The organism is Sphingobium sp. D43FB, from assembly GCF_002312805.1.
Lineage (GTDB): Bacteria > Pseudomonadota > Alphaproteobacteria > Sphingomonadales > Sphingomonadaceae > Sphingobium.
On the sequence record NZ_NMUA01000008.1, the window covers coordinates 161,863 to 188,597 of the forward strand.

Consider the following 26,735-nt stretch of genomic DNA (forward strand, 5'->3'; position numbering starts at 1 on the left):
GGTCTAGGCGCTATTGCGCCTTCGTCACCCGCCACACCACGCCGCCGACATCGTCGCTGACCAGCAGCGCGCCCTTGGCGTCGGCGGTCACATCGACCGGACGACCGCGGGCATTGCCATCGGCATCCAGAAAGCCGGTCAAAACATCGACCGGCTTGGCCTTGCCCGCTTCGCCATCGGCAAAGCCCACGAACACGACCTTGTAACCCGCCGCCGGCTTGCGGTTCCAGCTGCCATGCAGGCCGACGAACGCGCCCTGGGCATAGGGTGCGCCCAGCGTCACCTTGTCAGCGAAAGTCAGCCCCAGCGGCGCGACATGATTGCCCAGCGCATAGTCCGGCCGCTTGGTATATTCGCGCAATTGCGGGCGCTGCGGCTGGACCCGGCGATCCTCATAACCGCCCCAATAATTCCACGGCCAGCCATAAAAGCCGCCAAATTCCACTCGCGTCAGATAATCGGGGACGAGATCGGCACCCAGCATGTCCCGTTCATTGACCACGCCCCACAGCGCGCCGCTCGTCGGTTCGAAGGCGAGGCCAACCGGATTGCGCAGGCCCGACGCGAAGATGCGATAGCTGCCATCCTTGGGATTGACCTCCAGCACCGACGCGCGGTTGGTCTCGGTCTCCATCCCGTTTTCGCCGATATTGCTATTGGACCCGACACCGACATAGAGCAGCCCATCAGGGCCAGCCGTCAGGCTGCGGGTCCAATGCATATTGGGGGCCTGGGCAGGCAGGTTCAGGATCTTGCGGCCCGCTACGCTGATCTTCAGGTCGCCCGGCTTATAGGGAAAGGCCATCAGCGCATCGCTATTCGCGACGTAAAGCATGTCGCCGACCAGCGCCATGCCATAGGGCGAGTTGAGCCCGGTCAGGAACGCCGTCTTTGTCTCGGCGCGGCCATCGCCATCGGCGTCGCGTAACAGGGTGATGCGGTTGGCGGACGGATCGCCCGCGCCAGCCTTCGCCATCAGATAATTCATCACCCGCTGGACGATGCCGTCCTTGGGCCGGGGCGGGCTGTTGGTTTCGGCCACCAATATGTCGCCATTGGGCAGGCGCAGCATCGAGCGGGGATGGACAAGGCCATCGGCAAAGCGCGCCACGGCAAGCCCCTGCGCCGCGACTGGCTGTTCACCGCCGGTCCATGGCTTCACTTCGGCGATGTTGATCGTCGGGACCATCTCGCTGCGCGGCTTGGTGAAGACCGGTTCGCGCCCCGTATCCGCGCCGGGCGGCAGTTGCGACGTGTCCCCCTGCGCGAGGTAGAGGAACGCGCCGCCGGCTACGACGATGGCGATGAGGGGGAGGGCGATGACATGCTTGTTCATGCCTTCCCATCTATGTCGCCGTGCGGCGCCGGGCAAGGCGGATGGACGGGCTTATTTGCCGCGTTCGCGCAGCCATAGCAGCAGGGCAATGAGGATGCCGAGCGCCAGGCCCGACAGCAGGCCGATGCTGGGCTGTCCCATCAATCCACCGGTGATCGCGCCGCCCAGGATCAGGAAAGCGATGATGGCGCCCGCGCCGGTGGGGTCTTTCTTGCGCTTCGTCATGCCCCGCCCTTGCCACGGCGCGGCGGCCAATGCCAGCGGCTTTGCGCGGCGATCCCGCCGGGACCGTTTCGGGACAGGCTGTGCCAGACTGGAGCAGCCTGTCCCGCTCTGGGACTTGGCTAACGGATCGTTCACGCTACCAACCCGCCTCCCACGCCAAAGCGGGGAAATGGCACGGCAATTGAAGCACTTGTCCGAACAGCCTATCGCTATAATCGTCGGGGGATCATCATGCAGCTACCATATCTTTCGGATCGAAAGAGCTATGACGACGCGACCGAGCTGATGGCGATATTCGGTGCCGATGCCGGCTATGAAGCCGCCGCCCGCGCCGACCGCAGCCTTGACCTCGGCAATCACATCCATTTTTGCCACTGGCGTCAGATCGAGCGGCTGATCGTCCTGTTGGCGGATGACCAGCCGATCGGCACCATTCACTAACCGGCGACGTCAGAGACGCAGGCCCGCTATTTCGGGCAGGCCCGCCAATATGTTGAGATTCTGCACCGCCGCACCGGCCGCGCCCTTGCCCAGATTATCGAGCGCCGCCACCAGCCGCGCCTGACCACTATCGGCATTGCCGAACACGAACAGCGCCAGCCGGTCGGTCGCGCCGACATGCTCCAGCTCGACCTGCCCCATCGCCGCGCTCTCGCTCAAGGGCGCTACGCTGACCAGCGGCGACCCGGCATAGGCGGCTGCCAAAGCGGCATGGACATCGGCCAGCGACGGCGCACCGGGCATGGCGCGCAATTGCAGCGGCACTTCCACCACCATGCCGCGATAGCCATTGGCGACGGCTGGCGCGAACAGCGGGGGATGGACCAGGCCCGAATAGCGGGTCATTTCCGGCACATGCTTATGCCCCAGGCCAAGGCCATAGGCGCGGAATGCGGTGGGCGCGCCGTCTGTGCCCTCATATTCGGCGATCATCGCCTTGCCGCCGCCTGAATAGCCCGATGCGCCCGACACGGTGACAGGCCAGTCGGCAGGCACCAGCCCCGCCAGCGTCAGCGGCCGGACCAGCGCCAAGAAGCCAGTCGGCCAGCAACCCGGATTGGCGACAAAGCGCGAGGCCGCGAGCTTCTCGCGATGGCCCGGCTCCAGTTCGGGAAAGCCATAGGTCCACCCGTCCGCCACGCGATGCGCCGTCGATGCGTCGATCACCCGCGTATGATCATTGTCGATCAGCGCAACGGCCTCGCGCGCGGCATCGTCGGGCAGGCACAGGATGACGATATCGGCCGCGTTCAGCGCATCGCGCCGCGCCGCCGCATCCTTGCGGTCCTTTTCATCCAGCGTGATCAGCGACAATTCGGGGCGTCCCGCCAGCCGGTCGCCGATTTCGATGCCGGTCGTGCCGACGCCGCCATCGATGAAGATAGTATGGCTCATGCGCCGATCCTCCGCCGTGCGATAATGGGTTGGGCATGGTCGTCGGCCAGCCGCGCGACGACATCGGCCAGCGGCTCCTTGACCACCGCCATCCAATGCGCGTTGGCGTGGAGCAACGTCTTGCCATCGGTCATGATGCCGACATGGCCCGGAAAGAAAATCAGGTCGCCCCGCCGCAACGCCGCGTCGCTCTCGATCGGCAAGCCGATGCCCTCGCATTGCAGATCGGTGTCGCGCGGCACGGCGATGCCGCAATGCCCAAGCGCCGCCTGCACCAGCCCCGAACAGTCGATCCCGCGATGGCCGCGTCCGCCCCACACATAGGGCTGGCCGAGATAGGCTTCGGCGACCGCGACCCAGTCGCTGTCCGCTTCGCTGATCGCTTTCGCATGGCGGCTATGGATATAGCCTTCGGCGCAACTGATGAACGCGCCTTCCACTTCGCCGGTGAACTGCGCGCCCATCGGCCAATAGTCGAGCACCTGCGCCTTGATGTCCGGCTTGCGAAACAGCGGCGCGGCCTGCGCGGTGATGCGGTGAGTCACTGTTTCAGCGACGTCCAGCGCCTCGCGCCGGATATAGCCGACATAGCCGTCATGACCGCAAAAGCCCCAGGCCCAGTCGGTCATCACGTCGAGCGCGTGGAATCTCTCGCCGCGCAACAATTCGGTCACGGCTTCGGCGCTGGGGGAGGGAGCCGACAGGATCGGCGTGCCCGGCATCACGCAGGTAAAGGGCACTGCGCGCGCATAATGGGCGGAAAAGAGAATGCCCGCTAGCGCCAGGTCGGCCAGGTCGCCGCGCGCGGCGTGGATACGGCGGTCAAGCGCGACCGAACGGCCATCCAGCTTGAACCGGCTTCTTTCAGGCGGTGCGTTCCGCTTTGCTGTTGTCGTGCCTATCATCGCGCGCGGTTCCTGCGATGAAATGATGAAAGGCGTCAAGGAATTCCGCCCCTTTGGGGGTCCGGGTGATGAAAATATTGCGTCGGTCGGCCACATCGCGCTCGCGGCGGAGATAGCCCAGCGCCGATAATTTGTTCAGCGCGCGGGTGATGACGGGCTTGGACACATGCAACGCTTCGGCAAGGCCGCGCACCGTATGCGGCCCAGCGCCGATATAGACCGTCATCATCAACGCCATCTGCCGGTTGGTGAGGTCGGGTTTGCCCGACCGGACATAATCCACCAGCGTCCGCATCCATTGGCGAAGCGGCTGAACTCCGGGGCGTTCAATGGCGGCAACCTGATCTTGTGCTGTGTGGACGTTCATGCGGGCTTAACGCACGATGCCCAATCGGGTTGCGTAACGGTCCTGCGGAATGTGACGCTTTACTTAGCGGGCTGGTAACGCTGCTGTAACAGCTTGAACGCCGCGCGCAGCCCCAGCGCCTCGCCGCCTTTGGGACGACCAGGCTTGGTCGATGGCCGCCAGGCAAAGGTGTCGAGATGCAGCCATGGTGTCCCTTCGGGCACGAAGCGTTGCAGGAACAGAGCGGCGGTGATCGCCCCGGCAAAGCCGCCTTCACCCGCATTGTTGATATCGGCGATGTCGGACTTCAACATATCGGCATAGCCCTCCCACAAAGGCAGCCGCCAGGTCGGATCATCCACGTCGGTCCCCGCCTGCGCCATGTCGGCGGCCAGCCGGTCGTCATTGGCGAACAGCGCGGGCAGGTCCGGCCCGACCGCGACTCGCGCTGCGCCGGTCAGCGTCGCGAAATCGACGATCAATTCCGGCTTCTCCTCCGCCGCGCGGGTCAGCGCGTCGCCCAGCACCAGCCGCCCTTCGGCATCGGTATTGCCAATCTCGACCGTCAGCCCCTTGCGGCTGCGCAATATGTCGCCGGGCCGGAAAGCGTTGCCGCTGATCGCATTTTCCGCCGCCGGGATCAGCAGGTGCAACCGCACCGGCAGCCGCGCCGCCATGATGAGCTGCGCCAGCGCCAGCGCATGCGCCGCGCCGCCCATATCCTTCTTCATCAGGCGCATGCCCGACGAGGGTTTGATGTCCAGGCCACCGCTGTCGAAGCTGATGCCCTTGCCGACAATGGCGATGCGCGGCGCGGCCGGATCGCCCCAATTAAGTTCTATCAGGCGCGGCGCGAAGTGCCGGTCGGCGGCCCGTCCGACGGCGTGGATCATCGGATAGCCATGCGCCAGCGAATCGCCGCGCGTCACCACGACGGTCGCGCCAGAGGACTTGGCGACCGCTTCCGTGGCCGCTTCCAGTTCGGCCGGGCCCATATCCGCAGCGGGCGTATTGACCAGATCCCGCACCAGCGCGACCGCCCGCGCCAGCTCGACCGCAGGCGCGATCCGCGCGACGTCGCCGGTCAGCAATTGGCGCGGCCCAACCGGAACATCCTCGCGGCGGTAACGGTCGAACCGATGCTGCCCCAGCATCCATCCCAGCATCGCCGCACCAGGCGACCCTTCTGCCAGGCGATAGCGCCCTTCGGGCAGCGTCTCGGCGAGGCGCGCCAGGCACCAGGGACCAAGCGCCCCCTTGTCCGCCACCCCGGCGACGACCATCCAGTCGCCCTCCCGCTCGCCCGGCAGGATCGCCGTCTCATTTGGCTTGGCCCGGAATTTCTGCGCCGCCAGCAGCGCGCGACTCTGTTCCGGGCGGGTCGCCAGCCAAGCGTCCAGCGCCTTGGCCTCGACCAGATGGATCGGATGGGCGGGCTGGCCCGTCTCGGCTTTGATGCAGTCGGCAAAATCGTTCATGGCAGGCATGTAAGGGAAAGCGCCGAGCCAAGGGAAGGCGTAATTTTTTCGTCGCCCCAACCGCACGGTCGGCCCTTTCTTCCTTTGCACTATCGCGCGCGTGGGCCTAGTTTCCGGGGCATAATCACAGCCAAGGAGAGTGACGATGCTTCATGCAGACGATCGTGGCCTACAGGCCCTTCGCGCGCGCGCCTACACGCTCGCGGAAACAGGACATTTCGAGAATATCCGCGCCGTCGAACAGGCGCTGATCGCCGAGGGCTGGCCCAATGCCGCGCAAGCGCTGGACAGCGAATATGCACGCAAGGCGGTCGGCGAACGCTGCCGCATGGCGCAGGCGCATTGATGCGGCGGGCGCACGCACCAAGCGGCCTGATCGCGCTGTTGCTGGTTGCAGCCTGCGCCCCGTCGTCCGACGCTCCCGTCGGCAATGCTGCCGAGAATGAAGCGGCCGCCCGCTATGCCGATCGCATGGCGGGCACGCCGCCCCCCGCGCCGCCATCCAAGCCCTTTGCGGTCAAGGAAGCGGCAGGCGGTTTGGAATTCGCTTATGCCTATCCGGCGGAAGCCGCCGCCGTCCCCGCGCTGGTCGACAAGTTCGCGCGCGACATGGCCGCGACCAAGGCCGACGCGCTCAAAATGGCGAAGGAAGACAGCGCAGCCGCAAAAGAGTCCGGCTATCCCTTCCGCCCGCACAGCCTGGAAACAGAGTGGAGCGTCGCGGCCGACACGCCCCGCTTCCTCGCACTCCAGTCGCAAACCTATGTCTATACCGGCGGCGCGCATGGGATGACCGGATATGACGCCGTGCTGTGGGACAAGGCGCGCAAACAGGAAAGCAGCGTCAAGGCGCTGATGACCTCACCCGCCGCCTTCTCCACCGCGATCCGCGACCGCTTCTGCGCCATACTCGACCAGCAACGCGCTGAAAAGCGCGGCGCCCCCGTCGTGCGCGGCGACGATGACTTCACCCAATGTATCGACCCGATGGAACAGGTGCTGGTGCCGACATCGAAGGATGGCAAGCTGATCGACGGCCTGACCGTGGTGGTCGGCCCCTATAGCGCCGGTCCCTATGCGGAAGGCAGCTATGAAGTCGCCTTGCCGGTCGACGCTGCGATGCGCGACGCGATCAAACCGGACTATCGCGATGCCTTCGTGGCGGTAGATTAGGCTAGCGCCCTTCCCAATCCTCCCCTGGCAGGGGAGGTGTCAGCGCGTAGCGATGACGGAGGGGTGTTGCCCTCTCGATAGGGTGACACCCCTCCGGCTGGCCTTCGGCCATCCACCTCCCCTTAAAGGGGAGGATTGGCATGGTTGGCTAAACCCTAAACCGGCACGCCATAAAGATCATGCTCATCGGCATCCTCGATCAGCACGTCGAAAATATCGCCCGACTTCCGCCCCTCGCCGACATCGCGCAAAAACACATTGCCGTCGATTTCCGGCGCGTCGGCCTGTGACCGGGCGGTCGCGCCGATGCTGCCATCCTCCTCGTCCGGTTCGCCCACTTCATCGACGATCACCGGCAGCACGCGCCCGACCTTGGCCGCCAGCTTCGCGGCGCTGATCGCGGCGGTCTTTTCCATGATCCGCTGATAGCGTTCTTCCTTGACCGCCTCCGGCACCGCGCCGGGCAGGGCGTTGGCCGCAGCCCCCTCGACCGGTTCAAAGCGGAAGGCGCCGACGCGGTCCAGCTGCGCCTCGTCCAGCCAGTCGAGCAGATATTGAAAATCGGCTTCCGTCTCGCCCGGAAAGCCGACGACGAAGCTCGACCGGATCGTGATGTCGGGGCAGATGGCGCGCCATTTATGGATGCGGTCCAGCACCTTGGCTTCATTGGCCGGGCGCTTCATGGCTTTCAGCACCGACGGCGATGCGTGTTGGAACGGAATGTCGAGATAGGGCGTCAGCAGCCCCTGCGCCATCAACGGAATGACCTGATCCACATGCGGATAGGGATAGACATAGTGCAGCCGCACCCACGGCGCTTTACCGTCCGCGTCCCGCAACTGCCCCAGTTCGCGCGCCATGTCGGTCATGTGCGCGCGCACTTCGCGGCCCTTCCACTGGCGCGGCTCATGCCGGGTGTCGACACCATAGGCCGACGTATCCTGGCTGATGACCAGCAATTCCTTGGTCCCCGCCGACACCAGCTTTTCCGCCTCGCGCAGCACCGCGTCGATCCGCCGCGATACCAGATCGCCCCGGATCGAGGGGATGATGCAGAAGGAGCAGCGATGGTTGCAGCCTTCGCTGATCTTCAAATAGCTATAATGGCGCGGCGTCAGTTTGAGGCCACCTTCGGGCACCAGGTCGACAAAGGCGTTGGGGATCGGCGGCGATGCATCATGCACCGCATTGACGACTTGCTCATATTGATGCGCGCCGGTGACGGCCAGCACCTGCGGGAATTTCGCGCGGATCAGATCCGCCTCGTCGCCCATGCAGCCGGTGACGATGACGCGACCATTTTCGGCCATTGCCTCGCCGATCGCCTCCAGCGATTCTTCCTTCGCCGAATCGAGAAAGCCGCAGGTGTTGACCAGCACGACATCGGCCCCGGCATAATCCGCTGACATCTGATAGCCGTCCGACCGCAGCTTGGTGAGGATGCGTTCGGAGTCGACCAGGTTTTTCGGACAGCCGAGCGAAACCATGCCGATCTTCGGCGCGTCAGGAAATTTGGTTGCCATGATGGTCGCGCACATAGGGATTTGTGCGCCAAATGTCACGCGCCGCCATCAGCCAGTCTGGTTACGGCCGGTCTTGGCCGTCGCCCTCGGCGATTTCGATGATCAGGTCACCACTTTGCAGGCTCTTGGCCCCCGGCTCCCAAAAGCCGATCGGCCGGTCGTCGCGATAGATACGCACGCCAAGGCCGGTGCTAACGGCGGAGAGCGGCTTGCCGATTTCCTCCGGCAACACCAGCCGTTCGTTCAACCGCACGCGCCCGCCCGATGCCGCCAGATCGGCCATATAATCGGCGATATGCTTGCCGCTGGTGCTGCCCGCCATCAACAGTCCGGCAAAGCTGACTGGATTGATGACGGTGGTCGCGCCTGCCTGCCGCGCGGGCAATTCATTATCCTCGTTGCGCACCACGATGCTGATCGGAATGCGCGGGGCCAGATGCCGCGCCGTCAGCGTGATGAGGATCGAGGTATCGTCGCGCCCGGCCGACACGATCATGCTGCGCGCCCGGTGGATCGCCACATCCTTCAACACGCTGTCGCGGGTCGAATCGCCGCACAATACATTGCACCCTTTGGACTCGGCCAGTTCCAGCGCCTTGTCGCTGCCGTCGATCACCACGATCTCGCGCGGGTTGGTGCCGCGCGCCAGCAATTCGCGCACCGCTTCCTGCCCACTGGTGCCGAAACCGGTGACGACGATATGATTGTGCAGATCGGCCTGAATACGTGCCATGCGCCACCTGTAGAGGATATTGCGGAGGAAGAGATTATAGGCCGTGCCCAGGAAGATGAGCCAGACGAACAGTCGGATCGGCGTAACGAACAAGGCTTCGAACAGCCGCGCTTCGGGCGTGACCGGGACGATGTCGCCATAGCCAACGGTCGTCACGGTGACCGTCGTGAAATACAGCACGTCGATGAAGCTGATATGATCGTCGAGATTGTCCTTCAACCCATCGCGGCCGATCCAGTGCAGCCCCAGTACGAGCGTGATCAGCCCGAACACCAGCCCGACGCGCCAGCTGATATCGACCCACATCGGCATCGACGAACGCCGCCGCAGGAAACCCTCGGTACTGGGGGAGGCGGCGCGGGGCTTGACGTTCATGGCGTCGGCAACTGGGTGAGGGGGTTCACGGGCACCCGGTCCTTGCGCAGTTCGAAATGCAGCTTGGGCTGGCTGGCATAGCCGGTATCGCCGGTCAGGCCGATCACCTGGCCGCGCGTCACCTTCTGCCCGCGCACCACATCGACGCGGCTGGCATGGCCATAGGCGCTGACCCAGCCGCTGCCATGGTTGATCAGCACCAGCCCGCCGAACACCGCTACCTTGTCCCCGGCATAGGCGACCACGCCATCGGCACTGGCCTTGATCGGGGTGCCATCGGCCACGCCGATGTCGATGCCGTTATTCTTCGCGCCACTCGCGCCGGGGCCAAAGCGCGAGACGATGCTGCCCTTGGCCGGCCAGGCGAAGCGGCCAGTCAGGCGGCTCGGCTGGGCGATCGGCACATTGCTCGGCAGCGGGCGGGGCGCGGCGGACGCCACCGCCACCGGCGCATTCTCCGCTGCCGCCGGCTGGCCCCCGGTCAATACATCATCGATGTCGATGCGAAAGGCGGCGGCGCGCTGTTCCAGGTCGGGCGCGCTTGCAGGCGTATTGCCGGGCAGCAGCAGGCGGCGTCCCCGCCGCAGCATATAGGGCTCTTCCAACCCGTTCACCGCGACGATCTGGCTCCACGGCACGCCATAGGCAGCGGCGATCGCGATTCCCGTCTCGCCCTCCGCCACCAGATGATAGCGGCCGCCGGGAATGGACAAAGCCTGTCCCACACGCAGGGCGAAGGGCGGCGTCAGCCCATTGACCCGCGCGATCATTTCCGACCCCGCGCCGGTGCGGTTGCCGATGCCGCGCAGCGTATCGCCAGGCTGCACGACATAGCGGGATGCCGTCACCGTCTGCGCATTGGCGACCACTTGCTGCGCGGTCCATACCGGTTCCTGCTCGACCAGTTCCACGCTCGACGCATCGGCGTCCAGTCGCGGCGGCGGCGTGTCGCCCCCCGTGCGGGTGCTTTCGGTCGGGATGCAGCCGCTCAGCAGCAAGAGGACAAAAGATAAGCGCGCGCGAGACATCGATGCCTGTCTATCGCATTGCCGACAACTTGCCACCCCCTGCGCTGTCAGGCGGAAAAGGCAGCCGCCGTCACCGCCATGGCGTTGTCCTGCGTCAGGTCATAATGCAGCGGCGTGACCGTGATATAGCCCTCCGCAATCGCCGCCAGGTCGCTGCCTTCGGGCACCGCGTCGCTGCTGCCCAGCGAGAACCAATAATAGCGATAGCCGCGCGGGTCGGTGCCCTCGACGATCTTGGTGCGATCGACATCGTGAAAGCCCTGCCGCACCACGCGGATGCCCTTGATCGCGTCGGGGTCGATCGCCGGGAAATTGACGTTGAACAACATGCGGGGCGTCACGGGCAGCGCGATCAGCGGGCGCAGCACTTTTTCGCCCCAGGCTTCCGCCGCGGCGAAGGGCACATCGTCGCCCATGCCCGATCGGGCATAGACCTGGCTCAGCGCGATGGATCTTATGCCCGAAATCGTCCCCTCCATCGCGGCGGCGACCGTGCCCGAATAGGTCACACGTCCTCGGCCAGATTGGCGCCGCGATTGACGCCCGACAGGATCAGGTCTGGCTTGGCATCCTTCATCAGATGCCCCACCGCCATCATCACCGCATCGGTCGGGGTGCCGGTGACGCTATAATGTTTCTCGCCATGTTTGCGGATGCGAAGCGGCCGGGTCAGCGTCAGGCTATGCCCCGCCCCCGACTGCTCCTCGCTCGGCGCGACGATCCAGATATCATCGGACAATGTCCGCGCAATCGCCTCCAGCACCTTGAGGCCGGGCGCATGCACGCCATCATCATTGGTCAGTAGAATGCGCATAGCCAAAAAAACTCCGTTCGCCCTGAGCCTGTCGAAGGGCATTCCTTCTTGAAGAAAAGAACGGGGCTTCGACAGGCTCAGCCCGAACGGAATCTTATTTCGGGGTAAGCGCCGTAGCCCCACCCATATACGGCACCAACACTTCCGGCACGATCACGCTGCCATCGGCTTGCTGATAATTTTCCAGCACCGCCACCAGCGTCCGCCCGACCGCCAGCCCCGACCCGTTCAGCGTATGCAGGAAGCGCGTCTGCTTCTCACCCTCCGGCTTGTAGCGCGCATTCATGCGCCGCGCCTGAAAGTCGCCGCAGTTGGAGACGGAACTGATCTCGCGATAGGTTTGCTGGCTCGGCAGCCAGACTTCCAGATCCCATGTCTTGCGCGCGCCAAAGCCCATGTCGCCGGTGCACAGCAGCATCTTGCGATAGGGCAGGGCAAGCGCCTGGAGGATGCCCTCGGCCGCCGCACACATGCGTTCATGCTCGGCTTCCGACTCGTCGGGCGCGCAGATGGTGACCAGCTCGACCTTCTCGAACTGATGCTGGCGAATAAACCCGCGCGTATCGCGCCCGGCCGACCCGGCTTCGGAACGGAAACAGGGGGTCAGCGCGGTCAGCCGCACCGGCAGTTCGGAGAGCGGCACGATTTGGTCGGCGACCAGATTGGTGAGCGAGACCTCGGCGGTGGGGATCAGCCAACGGCGCGTATTTGGGGGGGGTAGTGCATTCCAGACCTCATCGGTGAAGAGGCTGGGAGCCCTGTCCGGTGTTAAGCCGGTCTCACTGAGCCAAAGATCGTAAAGCTGTTGCTTTAAAAGATAATATTGCATTGGGTCTAGCGAAATGTCCGTCGTGAACAAATCCTTGGCGAACTTGGGTAATTGCCCAGTGCCGTATAACGCCTCATCCTTGACCAGCAACGGCGGATTGGTCTCTTCATAGCCGTTCACGCCGGTCTGCGTGTCCAGCATAAACTGCGCCAATGCCCGATGCAGCCGCGCCATCTGGCCCCGCAGCGCGGTAAAGCGCGCGCCCGACAGTTTCGCACCGCCCTCGAAATCCAGCCCCAGCGCCGGGCCGAAATCAGCATGGTCCTGCGGCGCAAAGTCAAAGGCGCGCGGCGTGCCCCAGCGGCTCACCTCGACATTGGCGTCCTCGTCCGCCCCCTCCGGCACATCGTCGGCGGGCAGGTTGGGGATCGCTGCCAGCATCGCCGTCAGCGCATCGCCCAATTCGCGCTCCTGTGCTTCCAGCGCAGGGGTGCCATCCTTTAGCGCCGCCACTTCGGTTTTCAGCGCCTCGGCTTTGTCCTTGTCGCCAGCCGCCATGGCCTGGCCGATCAGCTTGCTCGCTTCGTTGCGGCGGGCTTGCCCGACCTGCAACTGGGTCTTGATCGCCCGGCTTTGCTCATCGAGCGCCAGTATCTGCGCGGACAGGGGGGCGGCTCCGCGCCGGGCAAGGCCAGCGTCGAAAGCGGCAGGATTTTCGCGGATGAAACGGATGTCGTGCATGGCTAGTCCTATGCCGCCCTGCGATCGGCCACGCAACCCTGCGCGCTGTCATCCGTTAAAGGTCTATCCCCTGAAAAAGAGAGAAGGAAAAGGCGATGCAAATAGATCCGGGCGCACTTGTGCTGGTAGCCGACGGCCGCAAGATGTTGTTTTTCCGTAACAAGGGCGATGCCGCCATCCCCAATCTGGAAACCGAACAGGTCGAAAAGCAGGACAATCCGGCCGATCGCGATCAGGGCACCGATACGCCCGGCCGCGCCTTCAACTCGGTCGGCGGTCATCGCAGCGCCATGTCGGAAACCAATTTCCACGATCTGGAGGAAGACCGGTTCGCCGCGCAGGCCGCCGACATTCTCAAGCATCGCGCCTTTGCCAACGACTATGAAAAGCTGATCATCGTCGCACCGCCCGGCACGCTGGGCGAAATGCGCAAACATTATCACAAGGAAGTGCAGGACCGCTTGGCCGGCGAGATCGCCAAGGATCTGGTCAACCACCCGATCGCCGACATCGAAAAGATCATCGCCGACAATTGATCCCGCGCTGACGGCACACATACGAAAAGGGCGGCCTCCGATACCGGAAGCCGCCCTTTTTTCGTGACCTGTGTCGAAAGCGTCAGGCGGCGGCCTGCGCCTTGCGATCGGCAAAGCGGCGACGCGCGACCAGCGCGACGGCGGCCGCGCCGAACAGCAGCACCATCGGCGGCGCGGGGACATCGGTGCCGCCCGTGCTGCTCGAACCACCGCTGGACGAGGAACTGCTCGACGACGCGCTGCTCGATGAGGTCGAGGACGACGTGCTGCCGGTGCTGCCAAAGCTGGACGAGCCACCCGACGACGAGGATGAACTGCCCGACGAGGAGCTGCTCGAAGACCCGCTGCTGCCACTGCTGCCGCCCGTCGAACCGGGATGATCCGGCTTGTCGGGCTTGCCGCCGCTCGATCCACCCGAACTGCTGGAGGAGGAACTGGACGAAGAGGACGACGAGCTGGAACTGGACGAGGACGAGCTGCTGCTGACGCCCGACGATGTCGAGACGTTACCGCTCGACGTCGACACATTGCCGCTGGACGTCGATACGCCCCCGGTCGAGGTCGAAACGCCCCCGGTCGATGTGGACACGCCGCCGGTAGACGTGGACACGCCGCCGGTTGTCGAACTAGTCGAACTGCTGATGCCGCCGGTCGAGCTGCTGGTCGAGGAGATCACGACCGAACCCCCGCCGCTGCCGCCACCGCCGCCACCGAAGAAGCCACCCATGAAGCCGCCGCCACCAAATCCGCCGCCGCCGCCCATGACGATCGGCACGGCACCGCCGCCGCCCGACATCATCGGCATTTCCGCCGGTGCCATCGGGATGGGAGCGGGCAGGGGGATAGGCGCCTGCTGGCTGGTGACGGTCACCGTCTGGGGCGCGCAGGTCATGGCGGTCTTCACCACCTTGCGCTTCACCGTCCGCACGGCATAGCGCTTCTTGGGCGCAGCCTTGGTGCTTTTGGAACTATGGACCACTGCCGGGCGCGCGCTTTCGGCCACATGGACGGCACCGCCGCCAATGATCGCGCCGCCGCAGGTGCAGGCGCATAATTTAGCCAATGCCATCCGTACCGACATAGGTTCCACTCTTCTTTTATGTTACCTTCCCGCCCGCTACCGGCAAATCCGGAAAACAGGCTGGCGGGTATTCCCTATCCGCAACAACGCAAAATAAAGCGTTAACTGCAACGGCGTTAACCCTCAATAGCAGTCGCCTGTCGAGCGGTAATCCATATTTTTGCGAAGCGATAGGTTAACGTCCCACTATGGAACGGCGCTTGAGGGATGGGTAAAGAGCGAGGCGGGGGCGCCCTGCGTCCGCCCATGCGCAAAAATCCGCCCTCCCGCATGCGAGTCTCTGGAATGGCCGCTTGTGTCGCTGCCAGCCGATGGCTATGAGCGCCCCCACTGCATTATCACGGGCGACCGGTCGTTGAAACGCCGGGGCCTTGCGAGTCGGAGAGCCAACATGGCATCGGTCCTAAATTCCGATAAAGACGGTGAAAAACCGCCAAAATCGACTGTAACGCTTCCCGCCGACTATCGTCCTTCGCCCGACGAAGAGTTTATGAATCCACTCCAGCTGGAATATTTCCGCCAGCGGCTGTGGAGTTGGAAGAAGCAGATTTTGGCCGATTCCGAAGGCACGCTCGCCGTCCTTCAGAACGAACCGCTCCGCGAACCCGACCTCAACGACCGCGCATCGAGCGAGACCGACTGGTCGATCGAACTGCGCACCCGCGACCGCCAGCGCAAGCTCATTTCGAAGATCGAAGCGGCGCTCCGCCGGATCGACGATGGCGAATATGGTTACTGCGAAGTCACGGGCGAGCCGATCTCGCTGGGCCGCCTGGAAGCGCGGCCGATCGCGACGATGACGGTCGAAGCGCAGGAACGGCATGAACGCCACGAAAAAATCTCCCGCGACGATTAACGGTTTTTCCATCCCTCGCGCGTAGACATTTGTCATTCTACTGACATTTTACGCGCAGGTTGGATGATGAACGACGAACGGAATATCGCTGATCGGGGGCCGGCACGCACAGCGCCGCGCGACAGCCTGTTCCTGCTCACCAGCTTTGCCACGCCCGAAGGCGCGCCGCTGGGCAAGGCCCGCATCCGCAATCTCTCCGCCACCGGCCTGATGGCCGATTGCGAGCGCGCCATACCGGCCGATGCCAGGGTCGAATTTGAATTGCGCGGCGTCGGCAAGGTCAGCGGCGTGGTCGCCTGGTCGCGCGACGACAAGATCGGCATCGCCTTCGACGCGCCGATCGATCCGCAACTGGCGCGCAAGCCGGTATCGACCAGCAATCAGCAGGGCTTGCCCGACTATCTGCGCACCAACCCGCTCCTGCGCCGTTGACGTCCCCGCGCCCCACGGCGCGCCTGAACATCGCATAAAATAGCCCCGATCATCCTCATGGATGCGGGGCGTTTTGCGTCATAGGCTCGTGGCCTGGGGTGAGGTCGGATCGGCAGTCGGACGCTGCCGGATCCTGACCTCCTCCCTGGCGAAGATGCGGCTTAATGCTTGGCCGACATCTCCTCCTTCAGCCGCAATTTCTGCTTTTTGAGCGAAGCCACCAACGTGGCGTCGGGCATGGGCCGACTCGTTTCGGCCTTGATTCGGGCATCAAGGCCGGCATGCTTTGCCGAAAGAGCGGAAATATGGCTGTTCTCCATGACATTCTCCTTACGAGGGGTGATGGACGTAGAAGTAAATCATGATTCGTCCGCCTTGTCTCGCGTCGATTCGGGCTTTGCGATGGTCGCGCGAAAATTTGCGATGGCCCGCATGGGCTCGCCCCGCTATCAGTCCACCATCTGCCACGTTTTGGATGCAAGGGAGCGCCGTGAGCCGGGAAGACATCATGCGCCGACTGGAACTGTTGCGGGTGGAGCATCGCGATCTCGACACGGCCATCGCCGCGCTGGTCGATAGCGGCGGCGGCGACCAGATGCAGATCGCCCGGCTGAAAAAGCGCAAGCTGCGGCTGCGCGACGAAATCGCCCAATTGGAAGACGAACTGGTGCCCGACATCATCGCCTAATCTGGCGATCATGGTTAACGTTGCGCTAACCGATCTTAAATGGGACAGGACGCCAAAACGGGCGCAATGTCGGGCCTGACAAGGTTGCAAATTCATGTCAGTGATCGCCCATGCCCAGTGCAATATCTCTTGATCGCGGTCTGCATCGCGGCCTCGTGGACGGCCTCTATCTCGAAGCCATGCTGATGGCTGACGAGGCGCGATCCTATTTCGACGGCCGTGACGTAGCGGAAGACGGCATGGACGATCCGCTCCGCCGGGTCGCCTTCGCCTGCGAATCGCTCAAGGTGACGACCCGGCTGATGCACATCATCGCCTGGCTGCTCAGCCAGCGCGCCTGGCAACGCGGCGAGATCGGCGATGCGGACCTGTCCGACGAGAAATATCGGCTGGGAAAGGCCAGCGAAAGCGATCCGCTGCTGGTGGCGACCTTCCCCTTCGCCGCGCGCGCGCTGATCGAGGCGAGCCATGATCTGTACGACCGGGTGGCGCGGTTGCAGGATCGGCTCGACCGCATGACCGGTTCGCTCGCCATGCCGATGATCAACCCCGCGCGCGCCTTGCTGGATCGTCTCAACACCGCCTTCTAACGTCGGCCCGATACCAGTCCGGCGCAATTAGCGATAAATAGCGACGAAACCCCGCTTTATCGGCGCTATGGGACTGGCGCTTGGGCCAGCATCTGGTCTAGACCCGCGCCATGACCCATGGTTTGCGGACCCGACGCCGCTTTGCTGGCCGCCCGCAAGCCGCCCGGCTCCTTCTTGCGCCACTGCTGCTCGCCGCCCCGTGCGCTGCGTGGGCGCAGGATGCGTCGCCGCCGCCCGCCACGCCCGACGGCACCATGTCCGATGTCGATACCCAGCTAGACGCCATGCCCGACATCGGTCTCGACTGGCCGGACATGGGCCAGGCCGATACCGTCGTACCGCTGCCCGCCGATCCCGCCGATGTGCAGACCGCCGCGCCGGACATGCCCGCTACCATCGTCACCCCCGATGCCGAACCGGAAGAAGCCGTCGCCGCCTTTGCCGAAATCGGCGAAGAGCGCCGCTACACGGTGGCGCTGAACGGCATCGACGCCATCAGCGACGCGCAGTTCAAGCTGCGCTTCGATGAACTGTCGGTTCTGCGCCAGGGCGAGAACAAGGCCGCCAACCTCGCCCAGATCAACCGCCGCATCAAGGAAGATAGCGACCTGCTCGACCGGTTGCTGCGGGCCAAGGGCTATTATGCCGCGCGCATCCGCGGTGCCGTCTCCGCCCCGCCAGCGGGCAGCGATCGGCTGGCCGTGCGGTTCGCCATCACGCCCGGCACGCAATATCTGCTCGCCTCGGTTGATGTCGCGGGCCTCGCCGAAACCGCCAGCCGCGAACCGACGCTGCGCGCCGCCTTCCCGCCCAAGGTCGGCGACCCGGTCGATGCCGACAAGATCCTCGAAGGGCGCGACGCGCTCGCCACAGCCTTGTCGGAAAGCGGCTATCCCTTCGCCAAGGTGGACGAACCCGAAGTGCGGATCGACCATGAGGAACGACAGGGCGACCTCGACCTCATCGTCACGCCCGGCGGCTATCGCACCTTCGGCGCGATCCGCCTGAGCAATGCGGAATTGTTCAGCGCCCGCCATGTCCAGAATATCGCCCGCTTCGATCCCGGCGACCCCTATATGGCTTCCGATGTAGAGGATCTGCGCCGCGCCATCGTCGCGACCGGCCTTGTGTCATCGGTGACGTTGAAGCCGACCGATGCCGGCGATGGCGAGCATGTCGACCTGGCGATCGATCTCCGCCCCGCACCGCTGCGCACGATCGCGGGGGAACTGGGCTATGGCACGGGCGAGGGCTATCGCGCCGAAGTCAGTTGGCAGCATCGCAATTTCTTCCCGCCCGAAGGGGCCGTCACGGTGCGCGGGGTCGTCGGTACGCAGGAACAGACCGCTTCCTTCACCTATCGCCGCAATAATTTCCGCCGCCGCGACAATGTGCTGACCGGCCTGCTGTCGGTCAGCAACATCCGACGCGAAGCCTTTGATGCGCGGACCATCACCCTGTCGGGCGCACTGGAGCGGACCACCAACATCCTGTTCCAAAAGGACTGGGTCTGGCGCGTCGGCGCGGAATTGATCGCGTCGGACGAAGCCGATGCCTTTTCCGGCGGCTCACGCCGCACCTTCCTCATCGGCGCGGTGCCGCTCAGCCTCACCTATGACGGCAGCGACGACCTGCTCAACCCGACCAAGGGCTTTCGCCTCGGCGGCCGGATCAGCCCCGAACTCTCCTTTCAGGACGAAACCTTCGGCTATGCCAAGGTGCAACTCGACGGCAGCCTCTATCAGCCAGTGGGCGAAAAGCTGGTGGTCGCCGCGCGCGCCCGCTTCGGCAGCATCCTTGGCTCGACCGTCGAACAGATCGCGCCGTCGCGCCGTTTCTACGCAGGCGGCGGCGCATCGGTGCGCGGCTATGGCTATCAGGCGATCGGCCCGCGCTTCGGCGAGGATGACAATCCCGTCGGCGGCAAGAGCCTCGCCGAATTTTCGCTGGAGGCGCGGGTGCGCTTCGGCAATTTCGGCGTCGTGCCCTTCATCGACGCGGGCAATATCTCAACCAGCTTCCTGCCGCGCTTCCGCGACCTGCGCATCGGCACCGGCCTTGGCCTGCGCTATTACAGCAATTTCGGCCCGATCCGCGTCGATGTCGGCACGCCGATCAATCCGCAATCGGGCGATCCCAAAATCGCCGTCTATGTCTCGCTCGGTCAGGCCTTCTGATGACGGACGAAGCCCCCATCCACGCCGCGCCGATCCGCCGCCGCGCCTGGGACGGGCGCTGGCAACGCTGGGTCGCGGGCCTGCTCGCGGCGCTGCTGCTGATCGTGGCGGGATCGCTCGCCTGGCTCGATACCGGGTCGGGGCACCGCTTCCTCGTGTCGCGCATCGCGACCACCAAGTCCCGGTCAGGCCTGCAGATCAGCGTCGGTCGGATCGATGGCAGCATCTATCGCAAGGCGGTCCTGCATGACCTAGTCTTGGCCGACCCCAAGGGCCGCTTCTTCGATGCGCCCAGGGTCGAACTGGAATGGTGGCCCTTCGCCTGGCTGTCCAACCGGCTGGATATCGACCGGCTGGTGATCCCGCGCGCCACCCTGCACAAACTGCCCAAGCTCAATCCGACCCAGCGGCAGGGGCCGATCCTGCCCGGCTTCGACATTCGCCTGATGCAATTTTCGGTCGGTCAGCTGGCGATCGCGCCCGGCGTCACCGGCCGCGCCCAGACCGCGACCATCGCGGGCGACGCCGATATTCGCGGCGGCCGCGCGATCATCGATCTGGCCGCGCGCACCCTAGATGGCCGCGACGCGCTCAGCATCGCGCTCGACAGCCGCCCCGACGATGATCGCTTCCGCCTCGACGTCACCGTCAACGCGCCCAAGGGCGGCGTGCTGGCGACGATGGCGGGGCTCACACAGGATGGCAATCTGCGCATCGGTGGCAAGGGCAGCTGGACCCAGTGGGACGGCCGCCTGTCCGCCACGCTCGATGCCGCGCCCGCCGCCGACTTCGTTCTTGCGGCGCGAAGCGGTGCCTATTCGGCCCGCGGCACGGTCGAGGGGTCGGCCATTGCCGGGGGCAGCCTGATCCAGCGCCTGTCCTCGCCCCGCCTGACCGTGCGCGCCAACGGCACTTTGGTTGATCGGGTGATCGACGGCACCGCCTCGCTGCGCTCCGCCGCGATCGACCTGAGCGCGGACGGCGCGATCGATCTGCGTAACAATGCGCTCGACAATATGCGGCTCGACCTCACACTCGCCCGCCCCGAAGCCTTGCTCAAGACGATGCGCGGGCGCGATGTCGTGGCGAAGATCCGCCTCGACGGCCCGCTGTCGCAGCTTGGCTATGAATATCTCCTCACCGCGCGCGAACTGACGTTCGACAAGGCCCGCATCAGCGACGTTCGCGCCGAGGGCAAGGGCCGCACGGCTGGGTCCGGCCCGACCTTGATCCCGCTGCGCCTGAGCGCCCGCCGCCTGGACGGGCAGGGCGATCTGGTCGAAGGCATCGTGCGCAATTTCGCGCTCGACGGCGTGCTGCAACTCAACGGGCAGCAGATCGTCAGCAATCCCATGGAGCTGCGCTCCGACAAGCTGCGCGGCAAGCTGACCGTCCTCGCTGATCTCAAGACCGGCCGCTATGATATGGGCCTGGATGGCCAGATCGTCGGCCTCGCGATCCGCGGCTTCGGGGTGGTCGACGTCACCTCCAAATTGCGCGCCATGCCGCGCGCCGATGGCGGCCTTGGCCTCAGCGGCAGCGCGGCGGCACGGGTGCGGCGGCTGGACAATGATTTCCTGCGCACATTGGGCGGCGGTCTGCCCACGGCGCGCAGCGACCTGACGCTGCGCCCGGATGGCACGCTGGCGCTCACCAACATGCGCCTCGCCGCGCCCTTGTTGACGCTGGCGGGCAATGGCGTGCGCTTTCGCGACGGCACGCTGCATCTGGAGGGCCAGGGGCAGCATGATCAATATGGCCCGCTCACCCTGACGCTCGACGGCAATATCGAACGGCCGACGATCGACCTGATGCTTGCCCGGCCGATGGATGCGCTCGGCCTGCGCGATGTCCACGCCCATCTCATCCCCGACGCCAATGGCTATAGCTACACGGCGGAGGGCGGGTCGACGCTTGGTCCCTTCACCGGGCGCGGCGTCATCCTGCTGCCCCAGGGCGGGCAGGCGGTGGTGCGCGTCGCCAATCTCGCCGTGTCGGGCGTCACCGCCAGCGGCGACATCCGCCCCGTCACCGGCGGCCTCGATGGCCAACTGGCAGTCAGTGGCCCCGTCACCGGCTATGTCGGCTTCAAGCCGGTGGGCGACATTCAGCAGGTCCAGCTCAAACTGACCGCCAACGGCGCCAGTTTCGAAGGGCCGACGATCATCACCGTGCGGCGCGGCACGCTCGACGCGACGATCCTGCTCGATCCGTCGGGCACCACGCTCAAGGCGACGGCGCAGGCGCGCGGGTTGCGCGTCGGCGGGGTGCTGGTCGGCCGCTTCGCCGCCAATGCCGATCTGGTCGATGGGCGCGGCACTATCCGGGGCAGCCTGTCGGGCCAGCGCGGCCGTCTGTTCGAACTACAGGGGGAGGCGCAGGTCGATGCCGATCGCATCCGCGTCACCGCTGGCGGCACCATCGACAAGCGCCCGATCCGGCTGACCCGCGCGGCGTTGCTGACCCGCACCGACGATGGCTGGCGCCTGTCGCCCGCGACGATCAGCTATGCGGGCGGATCGCTGCAGCTTTCAGGCGAACTGGGCGCAAACGCCAACCATATCGAAGCGCGCATGGACAAGCTGCCGCTCGGCCTGCTCGACATTGCCTATGACAATCTGGGGCTGGGCGGCATCGCCACTGGCTCGCTCAGCTATGCGCAGCCGCGCGGCGGCCTGCCCACGGGCACGGCGGAACTGCGCCTGCGCGGCCTGTCGCGCTCTGGCCTGTCGCTCAGCTCGCGTCCGGTCGATGTCGGCGTCAATGCGGCGCTGGGCGCGGATCGCCTCGCCACCCGCATGGTGTTCGTCGCCGATGGCAAGACAATAGGCCGGGGCCAGGCGCTGCTTACCCCGCTTGGCCGCACCGGCAACCTCGTCGAACGGTTGAACGCCGCACCCCTGTTCGCGCAGCTACGCTATAGCGGCGCGGCCGATACGCTGTGGCGGCTGACCGGGGTGGAGATTGTCGACATGGGTGGTCCCGTCAACGTCTCCGCTGACATGCGCGGGACGCTCGGCGATCCCCGCATCACCGGCACCTTCGCCACGGACAATAGCACGATCAACAGCCCGGTCACCGGCATGCGGCTGGCCAAGGTTAAGGCGCGCGGCCGCTTCTCCGGCGCGCAGCTCGTCATTTCCAGCTTCGCCGCCGCCTCGCAAAATGGCGGGTCGGTCACCGGCACCGGCCGCTTCACCTTCAACGGCATAGCGGGCGTCGGCATGGACCTGGCGATGCAGGCGGATAATGCCGCGCTGCTGGAGCGCGACGATATCGCCGCGACCGTCACCGGCCCCATCACCCTGCGATCCGATGGCACGGGCGGGACGATCGGCGGCGATGTCATCCTCAACAAAAGCCGCTTCACGCTGGGCCGCGCCGCCGCCGTCGCCGCCATCCCCGAATTGCGCGTCGTTGAAATCAACCGGCGCGGCGAGGAGATCGAAACGGTCCGCACCACTGTCCCCTGGGCGCTGGCGATCAAGGCGCGCGCGCGCAACCGCCTAACCGTCACTGGGCTTGGCCTCGACAGCGAATGGCGCGCGGATCTGGACCTGGGCGGCACTGTCACCAACCCGGCCATTGCCGGGCGTGCCGAGCTGGTGCGCGGCAATTATGAATTTGCCGGCCGCCGCTTCGAACTGCGCGAGGGCCGCATCCAGTTCGATGGCAGGACGCCGACCAACCCGACGCTCGACATCGACGCCGTCGCCGATGTCAGCGACCTGACCGCCACCATCCATGTCGGCGGCACCGGCCTCAAACCCGACATCACTTTCAACAGCATTCCGGCTTTGCCGCAGGACGAACTGCTCTCGCGCATCCTGTTCGGCACCTCGATCACCAACCTGTCCGCGCCCGAAGCGCTGCAACTCGCCTCGGCGGTCGGCTCGCTCCAGGGCGGCGGCGGGCTCGACCCGATCAACGCCGTGCGCAAGGCGGCGGGGCTCGACCGGCTGCGCATCATTGCCGCCGATCCGACCCAGGGGCAGGGGACGTCTATCGCGGCGGGCAAATATCTCACCCGCAAAACCTATGTCGAGTTGATCACCGACGGGCAGGGCTATAGCGCCACCCGCATCGAATATCAGGTCACACGCTGGCTCTCGCTGCTCGGCGCCATCTCGACGCTCGGCCGCCAGAGCGCCAACGTCCGCGTGTCGCGGGATTACTAAGCCATGACCAAGTCCCGCATCGACGCTGCCGCTGCGCTCAGCGTCATGGACCTGTTCACCATCGGCATCGGCCCGTCCAGCTCGCACACCGTAGGCCCAATGCGCGCCGCGCGCCTGTTCATGGACTCTCTTCCTGCGCAGCCAATGCGGGTGTCGTGCGATCTCTACGGCTCGCTCGCGCTGACCGGGCGGGGCCATGCCACCGACACCGCCATCCTGCTCGGCCTGTCGGGCTACAGCCCCGAAGCGCTCGACCCCGACACCATCCCCGCCATCCTCGCCGCGATCCGCACCGATGGCCGCATCCGCGCGGGCAGCACCCATGACCAGTGGATCGCGTTCGAAGAAGCGCGCGACCTCATCTTCCACATGGGCGACTTTCTCGAAGCGCATAGCAATGGGATGCGCTTCACCGCCTGGCTCGACGGGCACAGCGAACCGCTGGTGCGCGACTATTATTCGATCGGCGGCGGCGCGGTGCTGCCTGGCGAGCGCGTCGCCGACGACGCCCCGCTCGGCCATAATGTCGTCCAGCCCTATCCCTTCTCGTCTGGCGCGGAGATGCTGGCGCAGGGCGAGGAGACCGGCCTCTCCATCGCCACCCTCGTCCTGCGCAACGAGGGTGCCTGGCGCACCCAGGCGGAAACCGACGCCTTCCTCGACAGTGTGATCGACGCGATGAGCGCTTCGATCGACCGCGGCCTCCAGCAAGAAGGCTTGCTCCCCGGCGGCCTCAAGGTCCGCCGCCGCGCCCGCGCCATCCATCAACGCCTGCGCCTGCAACAGGACGCGCTTGGTCCGGCGCAGATTTTCGAATGGGTCAGCCTATTCGCGCTGGCGGTGAATGAGGAAAATGCCGCCGGTGGCCGCGTTGTGACGGCCCCTACCAATGGCGCGGCGGGCGTCATCCCGGCGGTCCTGCATTATTATCGCCGCTTCGTTCCCGGCGCGGATCGCGATGGCGAGCGCCGCTTCCTGCTCACCGCCGCCGCCATCGGCTTTCTCTACAAGAAGCGCGCCTCCATCTCGGCCGCCGAAATGGGGTGCCAGGGCGAAGTCGGCGTCGCCTGCTCCATGGCCGCCGCTGGCCTTGCTGCCGTGCTGGGCGGCACCAACGGCCAGGTCGAAAATGCCGCCGAAATCGGCATGGAACATAATCTCGGCCTCACCTGTGATCCCATCGGCGGCCTGGTCCAGATCCCCTGCATCGAACGCAACACCATGGGCGCGGTCAAGGCGATCAACGCCGCCTATCTGGCTCTCCAAGGCGATGGCCATCATATCGTCAGCCTCGATGCCGTCATCGAAACGATGCGCCAGACGGGTGAGGATATGGCCAGCCGCTACAAGGAAACCTCGCTTGGCGGCTTGGCCGTCAACGTCGTGGAGTGCTGAGCTGGTTCCCTTCCATTCGTCGCTTTGCGCCGTCAAATCTGCGACGAAACGACAGTATTTGTGTCATATCTGCAACATAAGTCCTTGTTTATCTTAGGTTCATGAAACTTACGGCTCTGCGCGGCTTTCAGCGTCTCTCCCCTGCAGGGGGATGACAATGGAGTTTAGAATATGCGTAAGTTGATGGTCGCAACCCTTCTCGGCAGCGCCGCAGTCGCCGCCCCCGCCATGGCACAGGATGTCGGCCCGACCTTCACCGGTCCCCGCGTCGAAGCGATCCTGGGCTATGACCATGTCGGCGCCGGCAGCGATGTTGACAATAATAACGACCGCGATGACCAGTCGATCGACGGTCTGCTCTACGGCATCGGTGCCGGTTACGACGTGAACCTCGGCAGCGCCGTGGTCGGCGTCGAAGGCGAGTGGACCGACTCCACCGCCAAGTCCGATCGTCGCGATCCCACCGACCAGTTCGGTTTCGGCCGCGTCAGCCAGGGTCGTGACCTCTATGTCGGCGCGCGCGCCGGTATCCTCGCCAATCCCTCGACGCTCGTCTACGTCAAGGGCGGCTATACCAACAGCAAGCTGAACGTGCTGGCTGGCAACACCGACGAAACCACCGATACCGCGTTCAAGCTGGACGGCTGGCGCATCGGTGGCGGCGTGGAACGCGCGATCAACACCAACACCTTTGCCAAGGTGGAATATCGCTATTCCAAATATAGCGACGCCAATATCGAGTTCGCCAATGGCGCGACCACCGAAGATTTCGGCATCGACACCGACCGGCATCAGGTCGTCGCCAGCGTCGGCTGGCGCTTCTAAAAGCCGCTAAATAGGGGAGGGGGCCGGTTCACAAAACCGGCCCCTTTCACCATTTTACGACACTATCGCTCAGCCCTTCTGCACTATGTCCAGAAACCGCTTGTAGATGGTGATGACCTGATCCTCGATCGGCTTGGTCGGATCGGGCTTCTTCACCCCGGACCGGATCGCCCACGCCTGGGTCAATTGCGCGGCCACCTGGGCCGCCGTGTCGCTCGTGATCGCCATGATGATTCCCTCCATCATTTCGGTCCCGTCAGGATGAAGAATAGCCCGCCCAAGTCAACGCCATTTGCTGCAATGCAGCATAAGCCGGTGAAGCAGGGGGACAATTTCTCAGCGCCGCGCAGCATCGCCGTCCCAAGGTGCATCCCCCTAGCGCGACGGGCGCAAGGATGATATTGACATTAATGTGAGTAACGCGATTCCCCATCAATATTCCATCGGCATCGATGCCGCCGACATCGACTTCATGGGTCATGTCAACAATGCCAGCTACCTCAAATGGGTGCAGGAAGCGGTGCTGGACCATTGGCGCGCTTTGGCCCCGTCAGAGGCTGTCGCCGGACACCTCTGGGTCGCGCTCAAACATGAAATCACCTATCGCAAACCCACCTTCCTCGACGACGACGTGATCGCCACCGTGTTGCTGGAAAAGGTGCAGGGCGCGCGCGCTTTCTACGAAACCATCATCCGCCGCGGTGAAGAAGTGCTGGCCGAAGTCAAATCCAGCTGGTGCTGCATCGACGCCAGCAGCCTGCGCCCCGCGCGACTGACCCGCGACGTCATCGACCACTTCTTCGCCCCCGACGAAAAAGCCACGCAATAGGCACGGGTGTCGGGGAAGGCCAAACGACGGCGACCCACACCTCCGTCATGCCCCACACACCCCCCGTCATTCCCGCGAAAGCGGGAACCCATCTGCCAACATAACCCTGGCGCGACGTTGCGATGATGTTCCCTATACCAACGACGATGACCACGGGTGAAAGACGGCCCCCCTCAAACCCCGTCACCCCGGACTTGATGCGGGTGTGGATTCACATTGGAAGTGCAACGGGAGGAATGTTTCGGCTGGAGTTTTGAAGCCGAGGCATTTTCTGGGTGTGTTATTGTAGTTTGCGATGATGGCGTCG

General features: G+C 64.9%; 27 protein-coding genes and 1 pseudogene. 15 read left to right on the plus strand and 13 right to left on the minus strand.

From position 1 onward, the window contains the following. Positions 1 to 10: 10 nt before the first annotated feature. Positions 11 to 1,336, minus strand: coding sequence for a sorbosone dehydrogenase family protein (locus tag SxD43FB_RS09440; protein WP_096061943.1), 1,326 nt, complete (start codon positions 1,334 to 1,336; stop codon positions 11 to 13). Between the two features lie 51 nt (positions 1,337 to 1,387). After that, positions 1,388 to 1,561 carry a hypothetical protein gene (locus SxD43FB_RS25195; RefSeq protein WP_171899197.1) on the minus strand — a complete coding sequence of 58 codons (174 nt, stop codon included), beginning with the start codon at positions 1,559 to 1,561 and terminating at the stop codon, positions 1,388 to 1,390. 231 nt (positions 1,562 to 1,792) lie between these two features. Here SxD43FB_RS25195 and SxD43FB_RS09445 point away from each other — a divergent pair, with 231 nt between their 5' ends. Then, positions 1,793 to 2,002: a hypothetical protein gene (locus SxD43FB_RS09445; protein WP_096061944.1), complete on the plus strand. Its 210-nt coding sequence runs from the start codon at positions 1,793 to 1,795 to the stop codon at positions 2,000 to 2,002. Between the two features lie 9 nt (positions 2,003 to 2,011). Here the strand turns inward: SxD43FB_RS09445 and argC are convergent, their stop codons facing one another. Genes argC through SxD43FB_RS09465 form a run of 4 tightly spaced genes read right to left on the minus strand, consistent with a single transcriptional unit; the run spans position 2,012 to position 5,685 of the window. Further along, positions 2,012 to 2,956, minus strand: coding sequence for an N-acetyl-gamma-glutamyl-phosphate reductase (gene argC, locus SxD43FB_RS09450; protein ID WP_096061945.1), 945 nt, complete (start codon positions 2,954 to 2,956; stop codon positions 2,012 to 2,014). Continuing rightward, the gene (locus SxD43FB_RS09455; protein ID WP_096061946.1) at positions 2,953 to 3,861 is read right to left on the minus strand and encodes a C40 family peptidase; all 909 of its coding nucleotides are present in this window, start codon (positions 3,859 to 3,861) and stop codon (positions 2,953 to 2,955) included. Before SxD43FB_RS09455 ends, argC begins: the two co-directional genes overlap by 4 nt. Beyond that, positions 3,821 to 4,228, minus strand: a complete 408-nt coding sequence (locus tag SxD43FB_RS09460) for a MarR family transcriptional regulator (RefSeq protein WP_069064834.1) — start codon at positions 4,226 to 4,228, stop codon at positions 3,821 to 3,823. Before SxD43FB_RS09460 ends, SxD43FB_RS09455 begins: the two co-directional genes overlap by 41 nt. Positions 4,229 to 4,287: 59 nt before the next feature. Then, the gene (locus SxD43FB_RS09465; protein ID WP_096061973.1) at positions 4,288 to 5,685 is read right to left on the minus strand and encodes a leucyl aminopeptidase family protein; all 1,398 of its coding nucleotides are present in this window, start codon (positions 5,683 to 5,685) and stop codon (positions 4,288 to 4,290) included. Positions 5,686 to 5,830: 145 nt separating this feature from the next. Between SxD43FB_RS09465 and SxD43FB_RS09470 the strand changes: the two genes are divergently transcribed. Next, complete coding sequence (locus SxD43FB_RS09470) at positions 5,831 to 6,031, plus strand: hypothetical protein (RefSeq protein WP_069064833.1); 201 nt, start codon at positions 5,831 to 5,833, stop codon at positions 6,029 to 6,031. Beyond that, positions 6,031 to 6,858 (plus strand): DUF4163 domain-containing protein, encoded by an 828-nt coding sequence (locus tag SxD43FB_RS09475; RefSeq protein WP_096061947.1) that lies wholly within the window; start codon positions 6,031 to 6,033, stop codon positions 6,856 to 6,858. The genes SxD43FB_RS09470 and SxD43FB_RS09475 overlap by 1 nt, the downstream gene beginning before the upstream one ends. Positions 6,859 to 7,013: 155 nt before the next feature. Here the strand turns inward: SxD43FB_RS09475 and rimO are convergent, their stop codons facing one another. The 5 genes and pseudogenes from rimO to serS form a co-directional block, all read right to left on the minus strand. Beyond that, positions 7,014 to 8,396, minus strand: coding sequence for a 30S ribosomal protein S12 methylthiotransferase RimO (gene rimO, locus SxD43FB_RS09480; protein ID WP_176482730.1), 1,383 nt, complete (start codon positions 8,394 to 8,396; stop codon positions 7,014 to 7,016). A 46-nt stretch (positions 8,397 to 8,442) separates the two neighbouring features. Further along, positions 8,443 to 9,489 (minus strand): potassium channel family protein, encoded by a 1,047-nt coding sequence (locus SxD43FB_RS09485; protein ID WP_096061948.1) that lies wholly within the window; start codon positions 9,487 to 9,489, stop codon positions 8,443 to 8,445. Further along, on the minus strand, positions 9,486 to 10,517 hold the full coding sequence (locus SxD43FB_RS09490; protein WP_096061949.1) for a M23 family metallopeptidase: 1,032 nt from the start codon (positions 10,515 to 10,517) through the stop codon (positions 9,486 to 9,488). The genes SxD43FB_RS09485 and SxD43FB_RS09490 overlap by 4 nt, the downstream gene beginning before the upstream one ends. Before the next feature lie 47 nt (positions 10,518 to 10,564). Continuing rightward, a pseudogene (surE, locus tag SxD43FB_RS09495) lies at positions 10,565 to 11,331 on the minus strand (5'/3'-nucleotidase SurE). A gap of 94 nt (positions 11,332 to 11,425) precedes the next feature. Continuing rightward, positions 11,426 to 12,841, minus strand: a complete 1,416-nt coding sequence (gene serS / locus SxD43FB_RS25860) for a serine--tRNA ligase (RefSeq protein ID WP_096061950.1) — start codon at positions 12,839 to 12,841, stop codon at positions 11,426 to 11,428. A gap of 95 nt (positions 12,842 to 12,936) precedes the next feature. On the opposite strand from serS, the gene SxD43FB_RS09505 reads away from it, so the two are divergent. The 5 genes from SxD43FB_RS09505 (at position 12,937) to SxD43FB_RS09520 (ending at position 15,746) form a co-directional block, all read left to right on the plus strand. Beyond that, positions 12,937 to 13,377, plus strand: a complete 441-nt coding sequence (locus SxD43FB_RS09505; protein WP_037479872.1) for a host attachment family protein — start codon at positions 12,937 to 12,939, stop codon at positions 13,375 to 13,377. A 101-nt stretch (positions 13,378 to 13,478) separates the two neighbouring features. Next, positions 13,479 to 13,757, plus strand: coding sequence for a hypothetical protein (locus tag SxD43FB_RS25200; RefSeq protein WP_176482731.1), 279 nt, complete (start codon positions 13,479 to 13,481; stop codon positions 13,755 to 13,757). Between the two features lie 6 nt (positions 13,758 to 13,763). Beyond that, positions 13,764 to 14,312 (plus strand): hypothetical protein, encoded by a 549-nt coding sequence (locus SxD43FB_RS09510; protein WP_096061975.1) that lies wholly within the window; start codon positions 13,764 to 13,766, stop codon positions 14,310 to 14,312. A 537-nt stretch (positions 14,313 to 14,849) separates the two neighbouring features. Continuing rightward, positions 14,850 to 15,314, plus strand: a complete 465-nt coding sequence (gene dksA, locus SxD43FB_RS09515) for an RNA polymerase-binding protein DksA (RefSeq protein ID WP_069064824.1) — start codon at positions 14,850 to 14,852, stop codon at positions 15,312 to 15,314. A 66-nt stretch (positions 15,315 to 15,380) separates the two neighbouring features. Beyond that, positions 15,381 to 15,746 carry a PilZ domain-containing protein gene (locus tag SxD43FB_RS09520; RefSeq protein ID WP_096061976.1) on the plus strand — a complete coding sequence of 122 codons (366 nt, stop codon included), beginning with the start codon at positions 15,381 to 15,383 and terminating at the stop codon, positions 15,744 to 15,746. 161 nt (positions 15,747 to 15,907) lie between these two features. Here the strand turns inward: SxD43FB_RS09520 and SxD43FB_RS09525 are convergent, their stop codons facing one another. Next, a complete protein-coding gene (locus SxD43FB_RS09525; protein ID WP_069064823.1) occupies positions 15,908 to 16,066 on the minus strand; it encodes a YdcH family protein in 159 nt (52 codons plus the stop codon). 188 nt (positions 16,067 to 16,254) lie between these two features. Here SxD43FB_RS09525 and SxD43FB_RS09530 point away from each other — a divergent pair, with 188 nt between their 5' ends. The 6 genes from SxD43FB_RS09530 to SxD43FB_RS09555 all read left to right on the plus strand — a co-directional run bounded on the left by SxD43FB_RS09530 (position 16,255) and on the right by SxD43FB_RS09555 (position 25,599). Continuing rightward, complete coding sequence (locus SxD43FB_RS09530; protein ID WP_043151224.1) at positions 16,255 to 16,434, plus strand: DUF465 domain-containing protein; 180 nt, start codon at positions 16,255 to 16,257, stop codon at positions 16,432 to 16,434. A gap of 110 nt (positions 16,435 to 16,544) precedes the next feature. Continuing rightward, positions 16,545 to 17,024: a DUF1465 family protein gene (locus SxD43FB_RS09535; protein ID WP_069064822.1), complete on the plus strand. Its 480-nt coding sequence runs from the start codon at positions 16,545 to 16,547 to the stop codon at positions 17,022 to 17,024. A gap of 110 nt (positions 17,025 to 17,134) precedes the next feature. Continuing rightward, a complete protein-coding gene (locus tag SxD43FB_RS09540; protein WP_096061951.1) occupies positions 17,135 to 19,201 on the plus strand; it encodes an autotransporter assembly complex family protein in 2,067 nt (688 codons plus the stop codon). Next, positions 19,201 to 23,379 carry a translocation/assembly module TamB gene (locus SxD43FB_RS09545; RefSeq protein WP_096061952.1) on the plus strand — a complete coding sequence of 1,393 codons (4,179 nt, stop codon included), beginning with the start codon at positions 19,201 to 19,203 and terminating at the stop codon, positions 23,377 to 23,379. The genes SxD43FB_RS09540 and SxD43FB_RS09545 overlap by 1 nt, the downstream gene beginning before the upstream one ends. 3 nt (positions 23,380 to 23,382) lie before the next feature. Continuing rightward, positions 23,383 to 24,774, plus strand: a complete 1,392-nt coding sequence (locus tag SxD43FB_RS09550; RefSeq protein WP_096061953.1) for an L-serine ammonia-lyase — start codon at positions 23,383 to 23,385, stop codon at positions 24,772 to 24,774. A gap of 171 nt (positions 24,775 to 24,945) precedes the next feature. Continuing rightward, positions 24,946 to 25,599, plus strand: coding sequence for an outer membrane beta-barrel protein (locus SxD43FB_RS09555; protein WP_096061954.1), 654 nt, complete (start codon positions 24,946 to 24,948; stop codon positions 25,597 to 25,599). Positions 25,600 to 25,668: 69 nt separating this feature from the next. Here the strand turns inward: SxD43FB_RS09555 and SxD43FB_RS25205 are convergent, their stop codons facing one another. Continuing rightward, positions 25,669 to 25,827, minus strand: coding sequence for a hypothetical protein (locus SxD43FB_RS25205; RefSeq protein ID WP_156106348.1), 159 nt, complete (start codon positions 25,825 to 25,827; stop codon positions 25,669 to 25,671). Positions 25,828 to 26,011: 184 nt separating this feature from the next. On the opposite strand from SxD43FB_RS25205, the gene SxD43FB_RS09560 reads away from it, so the two are divergent. After that, positions 26,012 to 26,428 (plus strand): thioesterase family protein, encoded by a 417-nt coding sequence (locus SxD43FB_RS09560; RefSeq protein WP_096061955.1) that lies wholly within the window; start codon positions 26,012 to 26,014, stop codon positions 26,426 to 26,428. Positions 26,429 to 26,735: the final 307 nt, after the last annotated feature.

What these genes read in the sequence shown, in the direction of transcription:
- SxD43FB_RS09545 (WP_096061952.1), top strand. Translation starts at nt 19,201, where the DNA reads ATGACGGACGAAGCCCCCATCCACGCCGCGCCGATCCGCCGCCGCGCC.
- SxD43FB_RS09505 (WP_037479872.1), top strand. Translation starts at nt 12,937, where the DNA reads ATGCAAATAGATCCGGGCGCACTTGTGCTGGTAGCCGACGGCCGCAAG.
- SxD43FB_RS09530 (WP_043151224.1), top strand. Translation starts at nt 16,255, where the DNA reads ATGCGCCGACTGGAACTGTTGCGGGTGGAGCATCGCGATCTCGACACG.
- SxD43FB_RS09525 (WP_069064823.1), bottom strand. Translation starts at nt 16,066, where the DNA reads ATGGAGAACAGCCATATTTCCGCTCTTTCGGCAAAGCATGCCGGCCTT.
- dksA (WP_069064824.1), top strand. Translation starts at nt 14,850, where the DNA reads ATGGCATCGGTCCTAAATTCCGATAAAGACGGTGAAAAACCGCCAAAA.
- SxD43FB_RS09470 (WP_069064833.1), top strand. Translation starts at nt 5,831, where the DNA reads ATGCTTCATGCAGACGATCGTGGCCTACAGGCCCTTCGCGCGCGCGCC.
- SxD43FB_RS25195 (WP_171899197.1), bottom strand. Translation starts at nt 1,561, where the DNA reads ATGACGAAGCGCAAGAAAGACCCCACCGGCGCGGGCGCCATCATCGCT.
- SxD43FB_RS09520 (WP_096061976.1), top strand. Translation starts at nt 15,381, where the DNA reads ATGAACGACGAACGGAATATCGCTGATCGGGGGCCGGCACGCACAGCG.
- serS (WP_096061950.1), bottom strand. Translation starts at nt 12,841, where the DNA reads ATGCACGACATCCGTTTCATCCGCGAAAATCCTGCCGCTTTCGACGCT.
- SxD43FB_RS09445 (WP_096061944.1), top strand. Translation starts at nt 1,793, where the DNA reads ATGCAGCTACCATATCTTTCGGATCGAAAGAGCTATGACGACGCGACC.
- SxD43FB_RS25205 (WP_156106348.1), bottom strand. Translation starts at nt 25,827, where the DNA reads ATGGCGATCACGAGCGACACGGCGGCCCAGGTGGCCGCGCAATTGACC.
- SxD43FB_RS09455 (WP_096061946.1), bottom strand. Translation starts at nt 3,861, where the DNA reads ATGATAGGCACGACAACAGCAAAGCGGAACGCACCGCCTGAAAGAAGC.
- SxD43FB_RS09550 (WP_096061953.1), top strand. Translation starts at nt 23,383, where the DNA reads ATGACCAAGTCCCGCATCGACGCTGCCGCTGCGCTCAGCGTCATGGAC.
- SxD43FB_RS09555 (WP_096061954.1), top strand. Translation starts at nt 24,946, where the DNA reads ATGCGTAAGTTGATGGTCGCAACCCTTCTCGGCAGCGCCGCAGTCGCC.
- SxD43FB_RS09440 (WP_096061943.1), bottom strand. Translation starts at nt 1,336, where the DNA reads ATGAACAAGCATGTCATCGCCCTCCCCCTCATCGCCATCGTCGTAGCC.
- SxD43FB_RS09475 (WP_096061947.1), top strand. Translation starts at nt 6,031, where the DNA reads ATGCGGCGGGCGCACGCACCAAGCGGCCTGATCGCGCTGTTGCTGGTT.
- SxD43FB_RS09490 (WP_096061949.1), bottom strand. Translation starts at nt 10,517, where the DNA reads ATGTCTCGCGCGCGCTTATCTTTTGTCCTCTTGCTGCTGAGCGGCTGC.
- SxD43FB_RS09540 (WP_096061951.1), top strand. Translation starts at nt 17,135, where the DNA reads ATGACCCATGGTTTGCGGACCCGACGCCGCTTTGCTGGCCGCCCGCAA.
- SxD43FB_RS09465 (WP_096061973.1), bottom strand. Translation starts at nt 5,685, where the DNA reads ATGAACGATTTTGCCGACTGCATCAAAGCCGAGACGGGCCAGCCCGCC.
- SxD43FB_RS09485 (WP_096061948.1), bottom strand. Translation starts at nt 9,489, where the DNA reads ATGAACGTCAAGCCCCGCGCCGCCTCCCCCAGTACCGAGGGTTTCCTG.
- argC (WP_096061945.1), bottom strand. Translation starts at nt 2,956, where the DNA reads ATGAGCCATACTATCTTCATCGATGGCGGCGTCGGCACGACCGGCATC.
- SxD43FB_RS09535 (WP_069064822.1), top strand. Translation starts at nt 16,545, where the DNA reads ATGCCCAGTGCAATATCTCTTGATCGCGGTCTGCATCGCGGCCTCGTG.
- rimO (WP_176482730.1), bottom strand. Translation starts at nt 8,396, where the DNA reads ATGTGCGCGACCATCATGGCAACCAAATTTCCTGACGCGCCGAAGATC.
- SxD43FB_RS09460 (WP_069064834.1), bottom strand. Translation starts at nt 4,228, where the DNA reads ATGAACGTCCACACAGCACAAGATCAGGTTGCCGCCATTGAACGCCCC.